The 12,247-nt window shown below is 53.5% G+C and carries 9 protein-coding genes; all 9 read right to left on the reverse strand.

Annotated features, from left to right (window positions below):
• Positions 1-11: 11 nt before the first annotated feature.
• Entirely contained in the window at positions 12-1,277 is a 1,266-nt protein-coding gene (gene truD / locus VN12_RS24645) for a tRNA pseudouridine(13) synthase TruD (RefSeq protein ID WP_146679551.1), read from the reverse strand.
• 6 nt (positions 1,278-1,283) lie between these two features.
• Entirely contained in the window at positions 1,284-1,934 is a 651-nt protein-coding gene (locus tag VN12_RS24650; RefSeq protein WP_146679552.1) for a class I SAM-dependent methyltransferase, read from the reverse strand.
• 36 nt (positions 1,935-1,970) lie between these two features.
• The gene (locus tag VN12_RS24655) at positions 1,971-2,441 is read right to left on the reverse strand and encodes a carboxypeptidase regulatory-like domain-containing protein (protein WP_146679553.1); all 471 of its coding nucleotides are present in this window, start codon (positions 2,439-2,441) and stop codon (positions 1,971-1,973) included.
• A gap of 40 nt (positions 2,442-2,481) precedes the next feature.
• Positions 2,482-3,495, reverse strand: coding sequence for a DUF1559 domain-containing protein (locus VN12_RS24660; protein WP_146679554.1), 1,014 nt, complete (start codon positions 3,493-3,495; stop codon positions 2,482-2,484).
• Between the two features lie 145 nt (positions 3,496-3,640).
• The gene (locus tag VN12_RS24665; RefSeq protein ID WP_205855147.1) at positions 3,641-5,716 is read right to left on the reverse strand and encodes a DUF2079 domain-containing protein; all 2,076 of its coding nucleotides are present in this window, start codon (positions 5,714-5,716) and stop codon (positions 3,641-3,643) included.
• 1,027 nt (positions 5,717-6,743) lie between these two features.
• On the reverse strand, positions 6,744-8,882 hold the full coding sequence (locus tag VN12_RS24670; RefSeq protein ID WP_240491261.1) for an FAD-dependent oxidoreductase: 2,139 nt from the start codon (positions 8,880-8,882) through the stop codon (positions 6,744-6,746).
• 117 nt (positions 8,883-8,999) lie between these two features.
• The gene (locus tag VN12_RS24675; RefSeq protein ID WP_146679556.1) at positions 9,000-9,590 is read right to left on the reverse strand and encodes a hypothetical protein; all 591 of its coding nucleotides are present in this window, start codon (positions 9,588-9,590) and stop codon (positions 9,000-9,002) included.
• Between the two features lie 57 nt (positions 9,591-9,647).
• On the reverse strand, positions 9,648-10,127 hold the full coding sequence (locus VN12_RS24680; RefSeq protein WP_146679557.1) for a hypothetical protein: 480 nt from the start codon (positions 10,125-10,127) through the stop codon (positions 9,648-9,650).
• A 156-nt stretch (positions 10,128-10,283) separates the two neighbouring features.
• Complete coding sequence (locus VN12_RS24685) at positions 10,284-10,973, reverse strand: class I SAM-dependent methyltransferase (RefSeq protein WP_146679558.1); 690 nt, start codon at positions 10,971-10,973, stop codon at positions 10,284-10,286.
• Positions 10,974-12,247: the final 1,274 nt, after the last annotated feature.

The raw sequence follows: 12,247 nt of genomic DNA on the forward strand, positions 1-12,247 counted from the left end.
AATGCAAGGCTTTAGGAAGCTTCGTCGTTACCCGACGAATCGGTCTCTTCGTTCACTTCTTCGGCGCTTTCTTCGGCTTCGTCCCATTCGGGTTGGGACATTTGATCCGTCGCGATCGCTCTCACTACCATAGTCGCATAGCAACCCTTCGGGAGCTCAAACGAGAGACGCAGTGCGAGCTTTCGGTTATGAAGCTCGTCACTTTCCCACTTGGTTTGAAAACCATGCGGCTTCAACCATGCCTGCCGAATTCCTTTGGAAAAGAAAGTATCTCTCGGATACTTCAATCGCATTTCGCGAATTTCCATTCCAAGCTCAGAAAGGATGGCCTCCAGCGTCGGCAGCGTCGCTGGGTCCCAGTCCTTTTGCCTCGCCGATGGCAGCGGTAGCTCCAAGCGTTGCAGCTCTCGAACCGAACTCGGAATCGGACCGCTCGGCGACGCCACATGGGGAATCGACAGCAACCCGCACTTCGATGGGATCGCAATTCGGCAATCCTCGGGCAAGGCCGCGTCAATCAGTGCGGAGAGCCATCGATTCCAAACCCAGCTCTGAAATGCTGCCAAGTAAATACTTCGCATGTCTTGTCGGATCAATGCAACGGCACGTTTGAAATCGGTTGGGTGATCGCAAAGATACGTCACCACGCTCCGTCGATGCGACCGATCCAACACCTGCTTGAGATGGATCCATTCTCCCCAGTGCGTACGCATCAATTCCTTTTGCTCGCGCTCTCTCCCTCGGTCGTGTGGATTCTCCTCCGCCATCGCGAGAAAGAGCGTCCGCTCGTAATCCCCTTTGCACCAAGATGCACCGATGAGGTCACCGGAAAAGCCGATCGAACCGAATCGCTGATCATCGAAGTAATTCACGACGCCAAAATGACCAACGGTGTCGCATCGCCGTTCGATGACCCCATGCTCTTCGTGTGTCAAATTGCGAAGGCAGATTTCAAATCGATTGGCCTGGATATCTCTCGCATGGTAGGGATGAGGGATCTGGCCTAGATAGTCGAGGCGGTAAGAGCGGTCTTCATGATTGAGACTCGGCCCCTTGTGGATGGTCAAATACTGAGACGTTACTGCATGCCGATCCTTGAGACCACCGTAACTCAAACTGTGGCGAGGCAGATTCCAGTCTCGCAGAATCGCGCTGACCGCCTCGGGGGTTCCGATTCCGCGCTTTTCCAGTCGATAAAACGCGAATGCACCTCGAGAAGGACGCACGTTTGTCATCTCTTCTACCTGGAAATCATCCGGTTGGCTTTTAAGCTTCATTGCAATTTAGGATTGGTGCTTCCGAAACAATTCGATCTCGTAAGGGCCAAGAAACATCAGCAATAAAGCTTGATCCCCCGCATAGTTTCGGAAAACCTCTTGCAAATATCGGTGCTCTCCCGGCCAAGGATATGCAAATACTAATGAAAAGTCATCGCATTGTAAGTCAAGCTCGTCATATGCCGACGGAACTTGATGAAATAACGAGGCATGATTGGCTTGATGGCCCGCCAATCGCTCCGCACCGCGTGGCAAGAAATTACCACAGACGATCTGAGCTTTCATGTCCGTTTTGCGAAGGAAGGCTACCGCCTGCTGCACCAAAAATGGCTCTGCCTCGATCCCGACCGATTCCCAACCGAGATAGGACGCGAGCCCCGTTACCACTCCAAATCCACATCCCCATTCGACGAATGTATTGCCCGTCGCCAACCTTTGCTCGGTCACCGCGGACAAGGACCTCCAAACGTCCCGAAAGTCACAAGCGACGTACTGCTCAATAGGCTTCTGATGCCATTGATCCCAATATCGCTGCAACATCGAGTCGGCCTCTGCAAGCATCGCAGAGACGTCATTCGGAATCTCCCCTTCGCTATCCCAATCCAAATCCAGTCGCTCCAGCCTCCCCGAGTTTCGATTCAATGGGCCTCGTTTCATTCTGCCTCCAAGCCGATGTGGGTGGATATGGAACCTTTAAGGTGTCGCGGGGGTCGCCCCTTCCGGTAATTCCTGGTGCTCCCCATGCCCTCGCTTGGCCCCACGTCCTGATTTCACTCCGCGAACAACCAACTTCAACTCCGACGTCCCCTTTTCAGGGACTTGGATACTCAATCCTGACGTAGCATAACTGGCATGCACCGGATTGACGACTCCTTCCGTACTCGGCTTGAATCCAGGCACATCCTCGGTCATGACAAACTGTACCACCACACAGCGATGCTCCCCTACCGCCGCGCCGTCCGATTCCTCAAACGTTCCTAACGCAAACGTGCCGTCCGCTCGAATCGATCCTCGAGCTTGAACTCCCTCCCATTCCGAATGCTTGGTCTCAATGGTCCCTACCTTGACGGGTGTGCCATCTTCGAAGACGACGATTCCGCTCGCTGGTGCAATCGTAGGACCTCGATCGCAACCCGCGATCCAGCTCGTAGACCATACGACCATCGCAATGATCCTCCACCTTCCCCTGGAAGACAAATGAGGTTCAATCTGCATATTCGTGCGCCTGACCATCTTTGCGATTCGAAAGCATTCCCAGGGTGTCGGTGTCAATACTGCTGCTAACCGATCGAACACTGCCATCGGCAAAGGAGAAGTTGCAGACGCCGGTGTGCCAGCTTCCCCATCGCACCAAGTCGTCCGCCTCGCCCCGCAAGTTTCTGGCAATAGGCATGGTGGGACCTCCAATACGACCCGTATTGAAAACATGATCTCCATTGAAGATGAACGCATCAAACGGAGCTTGCTTCAGTCGTCCAATCGGTACGTGCATCTCCCCCGCTAGGATCGTGTTGCTTAATCCGTCCGTAACCATGGCCTGCGTGACCCGATCCTCAAAAGTCCTAGGCATCCCATCGGAACAACGCGCTCGGGCGGAGATGATAATCCCCGTCCCATTCCCGCCGTAAAGAAAATCCGTGGGCAAACCGCTGTTGCCTGGAGAAAGATCCCCGTGGTTCCCTCCATAATCTCCGACCGCTCCGGATAAATTCGTATCGGTACTACCTATGGGAATCCAACACCCACAGGGAATGCGAATCCATTGAGTTCCTCCCCCTACAATCAATCCGTTTCCCGTTGCATCGCCCGCGGTTCTCCGCGATGGACAACAGAATGTCGGTAACGTCGTGACCCGTATCTTTTCGGGATGGTCAGCATAGGGAATCGCGTAATCCCACTCACTTTCCAAATTGCCCGCCTCCAGGTAAGGCATGATCCGAACTAACCAAGTCGTCTCCTTTCCGCCACAGCTAAACGCCGGCGAGTCCCCGGGCCGGGGCTGATATCGAGCGGGAGGGTACGATTTGCGGGTGTCGTGAAACATCTCAACCCCCAAGACAATCTGATGCAGATTGTTCTTGCAATGCATGGCCCTCGCTGCTTCGCGCGCGGCCTGAACTGCAGGCAAAAGCAATCCGACCAACAATCCAATGACTGCGATCACCACGAGAAGCTCTACGAGCGTGAAGCCAAACCTGTCCGTCTTAGAAGTGTTCATGGACTATACGAACGAAGATCTCGAGCAATGGGGCGGTATCAAGAGAGGACCCTCCACTATAGTTCGATTTCAATGGGCCTTCAAAGGAATCCGTCCTTGCAGTGGCGGAAATTTGTCGTACTTAGATCGCGTTTTCGGTGTTGCGTTATGGAGAATTCCCCTGCCGGTACACCTCGAAACCATGCTCGGAAGCGACCCGCCGAAAACCCCACTTCACCAGTTCTTCACGCAGTCGAGCGGTCTCTTCTCGCGTCTGCTGAAACTCTTCGTTTCTATCCAGAAAAACCAAGTCATACGCCAACACGGGATCCCGCAAGTCGGAAAAGTGCTCCGCCAAGTCCTTTCGACGCTGCCAGAATTGCCCCACCGTTTCCAAATCCCGGCACCCTACAAAGTGCATGGCGACCCTCCCTGTAGCCAATACCCGAAGCTCCCCGGATGCTCGCAAGGATTCGATCTGCGCCAGAGCCCATTCCGAATCTTCCCCACCTCGTTGCCTCAAGCTTGCATCCTCTTGACCATATGTCCGTGCTTGCACGTCCAACAAAGTCTGCTGACTCCATGGCAACTGACCGAAATAAAACGAGAGAACCATCGCCGATACGGTTGCACCTGTCGCCCACCCCGTCGCCTCTCCGGTCGCTCGAGAATCGGGGGCACCTGCGATCGATCCGAAATAAAGTAGGGGCAGCATACAGGCTGTGTATTGGAAAGCAATCGACTGCGCGGGCTGATGCTCCCATACGAGCAACACGAGAAACGGTGGCGCCATCGCCAACCACGTCCACGGAGCTCGCCATCCATTTCCGATCAAGCCGGGTAGCAACCAAATAGCGAGGAACGGCAAATTGCGAGGGCGTCCCAACAACCCAAAAAACTCGGACGGCTTCCATAACGGAGATAACAAAATCTCAAACGTCGTACCACCCAATCGCGCGAAGCGTGCCGATTGAAACGGAGCAAGACCGCTCCAACGATAAACCCCTAAGAAGCAGACGACGGTCACAAGCCAAACGCATCCCCACTGCCAAGCACGAATCTGATCGACATCTTTCTGCCGATCAAACAAAGAGGCCCGCCCCCAAAGAGCTCGCAGTCCCATCGCAGCAGCAAAACATCCGACAACCACGATCACCCCTTCTTCAAAGCTGCACGCGACGATCGCACATAAGATCGCCCCCATCCGTGAAAAGGAAGATTTGGCCGATGGCTGCAAAAGGAGCAGCATCGATCCCAACAAAAAGGGAATCGCGAATACGATTGGATGCCAACTGTACGTGTAGGCCAAATTCATTTGCCCTACGCTTGGATGCAGCATCCAAGCGACGCTCCAAATCGCGCTTACTCCTCGAGTCCCTCCTATCCGCCTCGCCATGCCATAAATCAACCATCCAGAAACGGCGAATGCCAACGGTTGTGCGACGAAAAAGATGCGGATATCGGGAACGATCCACCAAACAGGAACAAAGAGCAATAACCCTGGATTGAAATGGTCCCAGAATGGAGGCAACACAGGCGACTCTAACAAAAACCCGCGGCCCTCGGCCGTATTGGCCACTCGCTGCGCAAAGTGACCACCGTCATTGAAGCCCAACAGAAAAGATTGATACGCCGCTTCCGATTGCCAGCTCCACCACAAACAAAGCGCCATGGGAAACCCAAGGGCTGCGTACCTCCATGCGCGATGATTCCAACCCGTTCCGCCAGCAGGCGCCTCGGATGCCTGACTCCGAACTGGGTGTCCTTCGCCGAGGAGAATACACCAAGCCAATCCGGTCCATCCACTGAACCAAATGGGCTCCCAGATCGTCGCAGGAAAAACCTCCGGTGCAATACTTCGTAATATGGACAAAAACGAGGGAGTGCTCGCAAGCAATAGAATCCGATCCGACCGAGTGAACGATTGTTGACTCTCTCTCGTACCTCTCCCCACTCGATCCGCCAAGACGTAGTAGCCAACCGCCAGGAGTACGCTTCCGGCCAAACCAAGGACTGATGCGCCAAACGGTTCGAGAAGCGATGGAAGTGTCGCAATTGTGCTGTAGGAATAGACGAGATGAATACGCCCCATCTGACTGGCTGCAGTCCACAACCATAACGCGACAATCGCAAACCGAATGGCTGCGAACCGGGGCTTGCGAGGACGAGAAAATCCTCCACTGTTCTCTGGGGGAGTTATAGAACGGTGAGGTTGCGATGTCCCAGTTTGTTTCTTAGGCACGAGCGATTCATCCATCAAGAGTTCACCATCAATCGGCTCTATCCTACACTCCATAATCGCGATCGAGAATGGTTATGATTCAAGGTGACCGATAAGGATTCCGGTCCTCGACTGGAGGAAGTTGCGCGCCACGGCGCCACGGCGCAAAGGCGGTAAGAGTGGGGTGTGGGAGGGAGGTAGGGGATGGAATTGATCAATATTCATTTGGGACTGCCATCGGATCAATTGGCGAAGCCCCTCATTCTCCATCATACCCCACTGTTTTCTCTTATTGCCTTCCCTTTGCGATCGTAGCGCCTTGGCGAGAAACTTCTTGTTTTAAGACTGGAGGAAGTTGCGCGCCACGGCGCAAAGGCGCAAAGGCGGTAAGAGTGAGAGGTAGGGATGGAATCGATAAATGTTCGTTTGGGACTGCCATCGGATCACTTTGCGAAGCCCCTCAATCTCCATCATCCTCCACTGTTTTCTCTTATTGCCTTCCCTTTGCGATCGTAGCGCCTTGGCGAGAAACTTCTTGGATTGAGACTGGGAGGAAGTTGCGCGCCACGGCGCAAAGGCGCAAAGGCGGTAAGAGTGGGATGTAGGGATGGAATCGATCAATGTTCGTTTGGGACTGCCATCGGATCGCTTGGCGAAGCCCCTGACTCTCCATCATCCCCCACTGTTTTCTCTTATTGCCTTCCCTTTGCGATCGTAGCGCCTTGGCGAGAAACTTCTTGCTTTGAGACTGGAGGAAGTTGCGCGCCACGGCGCAAAGGCGGTAAGAGTGAGAGGTAGGGATGGAATCGATCAATGTTCGTTTGGGACTGCCATCGGATCAATTGGCGAAGCCCCTCATTCTCCATCATACCCCACTGTTTTCTCTTATTGCCTTCCCTTTGCGATCGTTGCGCCTTGGCGAGAAACTCCTTGGTTTGAGTCTGGGAGGAAGTTGCGCGCCACGGCGCAAAGGCGGTAAGAGTGGGGAGGAGAGTGAGCAAACTGCGCCGAGCCATTGTGAATCGGCAGTTAGGCAAGTAAGCATGCATTAGTTGACCGGAATCAATTGCAATGCGTCGAGGATGACAAATCCCGTGGTGCCCCTACAGCGAATCGATATCGTAGTTTCCTTATCGTTCATCAATTGAACCTTCCCCAACGGTGCGAAAGACTGTCCCGCGGGAAGTGGACGAGTTTGATCAACCTCGAATTCGATTCGACTGGTGCCATTCTCGACTGTCACGTGCACATTGCGAGCTCGGGTTGGGTGGGGGGAATATGCCATCAACAACTGATATTCACCGGATCTCGGAACACGACATTGGAAGCTCGCAGTCGATGCATTCTCATCCTCTGCTGCAGAGTCCACGCTGCCACTGAAAATGTATCCCTTTTGTACATAGGGTTTGAAATTCGTTGAGTGTGACCAATCGCCAGTAAGTGTCGCCTGCGAATCATCGAGCACGATTCCCAAAAGATCGCTTGCAGCGATGGAGTTTCCTTTAGGTACTGTGTCAGAGTCTTTAGGCAAGGAAAGAACTTGCTTCTGAGCCAGCAGTCGCTCCCGTAGTTTCGCATAGTCTAAGTCCTGCACTATCGATTCCTGCTTGGCCGCTAACGCGGCCGCCACGCCAGCCCCTTGTCCGATGACCATCCAAGTGCCTTCAATTCGCAAGGAAGACATGCCGACATGCGTGCACGACAACGCGACCGGAACCAGCAGATTGCTGCATTGCTCCGGCTTTGGCAAGATCGAGCGGTAAGGAACGTGGTAGGCGTACCCCTGTCCAGGAACCCGCCTAACAGGAAAGATCGTCCCTTCATTGACAACACCTCCCCCCTCAAGTGCTAAACGCTGGCAATCGTGGGAGTCGATCGGGAACGAAGAAACCGCGATGGGATCTTCCTTCTCAGGAGAATCCAGGATGTCTTTCTGACTAATGACGTAGAGCCCCTTCATGCGCCGAGATTCTCGAACATAGAGTGCGGGGGGAAAATGGCCATACTCAGCAAACTCATCTCGGCAGAAGCCAAGCCCTACGAATCGGTTTCGGATCGACGATGGTACCGAAGGATCCTGGGTTAGAAAGTGGATGAACTCTAGCGTGAACTGCTTGTGTTCTTCCCAGATCTTTCTTCGGCCGGCTTCATCCGCCGAATGCCAGTCGTCCCCCCCACCGATCAACCCGATTGAAAACTGCCCACCGATCGAGTTATTGCCGTCAAGCTTCTCGCCCGGTAACGCGTACAAATCAAAGCCCAGGCGTTTTTCTCCCGCCTGGATCGCGCGGCGCACAATCTCGAATCGCGCCGGATCGTAATGCGCGGGCTTGGGAATGGGAACAAAGTTGTCTCGATTCTTGGTAAGGCACAATCGAAAACTGTACGTCATCACATGGCTGTCCCCCAACGATTCTTCTGCCGTATTCTTGGTCGTGATCAAAGGCAAAAGCTTTCCGTCCTTGTCGAAGCCATCGATCTCCATGCGCTTCTTCGGATATTGTTTGCCGGCGAAGGATTCACAGTATGCGTCGCGGTCCTCGCGACCGATGGTCCAGTCGACTCCGGCGGCTGCCATCAAGTCACCTTCGTAAGTGCCGTCGACAAACACTTTGGCCGTGAACGTCCCGTCCTTGGTTTCCAAAGCAGTGATTTGCGATCCAAGTTTCGTAACTCTCTTGAGATATCGTTTCGTCAGGACCTTTACACCCGCCTCATCCAGCATCTGCAAGGTGACTCGCTTTGCAACATGCGGTTCGAAGGTCCAAAGCGATTGATCCTTTAAGGCAGGATTGTAAGGTGCCTTGAGTCCACGATCGGTGTAGTCTTTGACGATGCGAGTGTGCCACTCGTCGAAAAGACCCATTAACGTACTGCGCACCATTTGGTTGGAATCGCAGTGGCTTAAGCCTCCGGTGCTCATCGCACCCACATGATCGGTCGGTTCGAGCAAGATGACCGATGCTCCTTCGCGCGCGGCAGCAATCGCGGCGCAAACCCCACCCGGCGTCGCACCATATACGATGACATCTGCGTTGTTATCTGCCTTACCAGTGGGACTGAGGATCGCGAACCACACCATTGCCAGTAGGCAGCTCAAACACTTCAACGGTAACTGCATGGTTTCTGAAGCCCTTTCGCCGTTTACATCCACGACCAGCCCTGACCGTCGATCGAATATATGCATCGTAAAAAGGTGAATTGTAACCTCAAGCGAAACGGGATTGTCGGCGAGCTGTTTCATTTGAACCCCGGTGGATGGTCGATAATGGCTTTTGTATAAGAATGGTGGCCTTTGAGCCAATCACTCCAAGAAAGTTACAATCTCGAGCGGCGAAGAATTGCTGGGCAAAGCAGTTATTTGCGAATACATCGGTTCAGGCGATGGTTCTCTTTCGATTGCCCTCGCTAACGCCAAGATAAAACTCGAGATCGCAAGAATCCCTGGGATGGCAGAGTAACCTGCCGGAGGATAGTAAAGGACCATCTCGGAGGGATCACTACCATATTGAGCGATTTGTGCATTCCAGAGTGACGACGTGATGGCATAGCCTGCAGCTGCAGTTACCGTGAACAACAAGGCGGCAAAGAAGCGATGTCCTGCAACGATGAAGGCTGATGCAAGACCGACCGATGTTGTGAGGAGAGTACAGATCGGAAGCGAGATGAAAACTGCCTGCTGCCCATAAGAGAGAAATGGTTGCGTCACAATTCCGTAGGTATTCAGTGCGAAAGCAAGAACTAGGTAGCCGATAAATCCTACAATTCCGAAAATCAAAGGGAGCACGATAAACGCAACAGGGCTGATCCGATCGTACTCTGCAAGGTGCTCTTGCGCTACCGACCCTGTCGTCACATATTCTCTAGGAGGCGAGTATGGATTCGCAGATCGCATTGAGTTCCTCTGGGAAACTTGACCGGAGTTTCAGCGGTGAGATTTCGATCCGTTGACCTAGGGAAGACATGATCGAAACCGCTTGATCGAATTCTCGTTCGTTACATAAATCCGACCTTGCAAATACAAATATATCAGCGGATTGGGGTTGTGGGTCGCGCCAGCCACGCGTCCGTACCGCGATGCGACAACGCAGATGGGAGGACTCTCATTGGACCACTCTCCTGCCGTATCGATCTTGTCTGGTTCGAAATCAAATCGGATTCGCACCTGTGTTTGAAGATCGTTGACGTTGAATGCTCGCGGAAATGTCGCTTGCTGTGCATCCGCATAGCGAATCAGGTCGTCCCAGTCCTTTGGCCACGATCCACAATCATCCAAGTAAAAAACGAGCAGATCCCCAGCATCCTGAACGCGATAGCCGTTCGAAGCCATATTCTCGACTCTCCCGAGGAACTCCATGCCTGCTATTATCAAAAGGGCAATGGCGGCCACTACGAATAACAACATGCGCACGGAGAGTTGGTATCGGGCCATTTGGAGCGTTTGTCCCTGTGAAGCTGAAAACGCGGATGTTGCGTCTGCTTCAGCGCGATGGATGTTCGAACCTCTGAATCCTGTTTATTTTCCAACTGATCTTACGGTCTTTCCAATGGAGGCATTGGAAGACGAATGGATACGGCCACACTTACTCTATCCAATCAGCGGTTTTGTCGCTACGACCATATAGCGCTTCGTTCGCGTGGATGGCAGTGCATTCGTGGCCTCCATAAATCCCACGTGTTCAATTTGAAATCCGCACTGTTCAAGCAGATAGGGGACAGCCGCTATCGTTCTGCAAGCCGATAGAGGTAGCGAATCGACCATTCCATCCCATCTGCCAGTCCAAGCATCTCGATCGAAAAGGCCATCCATCACAACAACTTTCCCGCCTGGTCGAAGCCACCACTGCCAGCTGCGGAAAGCGGCCAAGGGATCGAAAAGGCAATTCGTAAGAAGACGCGAAACAATCAAATCGAACGATTCTGGGTCGAAATGCGACTTGTCATCCTCATGATCACAGAACCCCTGAACGGTGGTAACGTCGCACAATTCAGGTTTAGACTTCAGCAATCGTGCCATCGGAACGCAGGGTTCCAGTGCCGTGATACGCAGTTCAGGAATCCGAACCAACGCAAGACACATGCCGCCCGTTCCACTTCCTGCATCGAGCACCTTCATGTTTTTGGAAAATGTCACCAAGGCTTTAAGGTCAGCGACACAAGCGTTGTGATCCGTGTCCGTCATGCTCGCGATCCACGAATCGTACTTGGCCGCCTCCGTGTCGTCGTATGTCGCCAGATAACGATTTCGAGATTCTTCCTGTGTACAACGGTAGTTCAACGTTGCATTCCTATCGGTTGACGATCGGGTTTGTTCGGCACCAGTATCAATTCCTAGAGGAAGAGCCTACGCGCGGAAAGGAAAGGATCATTTGCAATGACCAATATACCCGCTCATGGCTTCCGAGGTAAAAGCACTCCACAGCGTTCGGTTCTCTTCTTTGCGCCGTAGCGCCTTGGCGAGAAATTCTTTACTAGGCTGGATCCGAAGAGAGTGGCGCGCCAAGGCGCCAAGCTCGCCAGGGATTGAATTGGAACCCTGCGGAGGATCGCGGAGTTGGTACCGAGTCGTAGTCGATAGTGCTTGCCTTCCAACGCGTTAGCTGAATGCCCGCCTCCACTTGCGTTCGATTCTCTTCTTTGCGCCCTTGCGCCTTGGCGAGAAATTCTTTACTGGCCTGGAACTGAAGAGAGTGGCGCGCCAAGGCGCCACGCTCGCCAGGGAATGAGTTGGAACTCTGAGGAAGATCGCGGAGTTAGTAACGAGTCGTAGACGATAGTGCTTGCCTTCCAACGCGTTAGCTGAATGCTCGCCTCCACTTGCGTTCGATTCTCTTCTTTGCGCCGTAGCGCCTTGGCGAGAAATTCTTCACTGGCCTGGAACTGAAGAGAGTGGCGCGCCAAGGCGCCACGCTCGCCAGGGAATGAGTTGGAACTCTGAGGAAGATCGCGGAGTTAGTAACGAGTCGTAGACGATAGTGCTTGCCTTCCAACGCGTTAGCTGAATGCCCGCCTCCACTTGCGTTCGGTTCTCTTCTTTGCGCCCTTGCGCCTTGGCGAGAAATTCTTTACTGGCCTGGAACTGAAGAGAGTGGCGCGCCAAGGCGCCAAGCTCGCCAGGGAATGAGTTGGAACTCTGAGGAAGATCGCGGAGTTAGTAACGAGTCGTAGACGATAGTGCTTGCCTTCCAACGCGTTAGCTGAATGCTCGCCTCCACTTGCGTTCGATTCTCTTCTTTGCGCCGTAGCGCCTTGGCGAGAAATTCTTCACTGGCCCGGTTCCGAAGAGAGTGGCGCGCCAAGGCGCCAAGTTCGCCAAGGATTGAGTTGGGACTCTGCGGAGGACCGCGGAGTTGGTACCGAGCTGTAGACGATAGTGCATGCCTTCCAACGCGTTAGCTGAATGCTCGCCTCCACTTGCGTTCGATTCTCTTCTTTGCGCCGTAGCGCCTTGGCGAGAAATTCTTCACTGGCCTGGATCCGAAGAGAGTGGCGCGCCAAGGCGCCAAGCTCGCCAAGGATTGATTTGGAACTCTGAGGAGGAGCGCGGAGTTG

Origin of the sequence: Pirellula sp. SH-Sr6A, from assembly GCF_001610875.1 — a bacterium.
Classification (GTDB): domain Bacteria; phylum Planctomycetota; class Planctomycetia; order Pirellulales; family Pirellulaceae; genus JBKCUI01.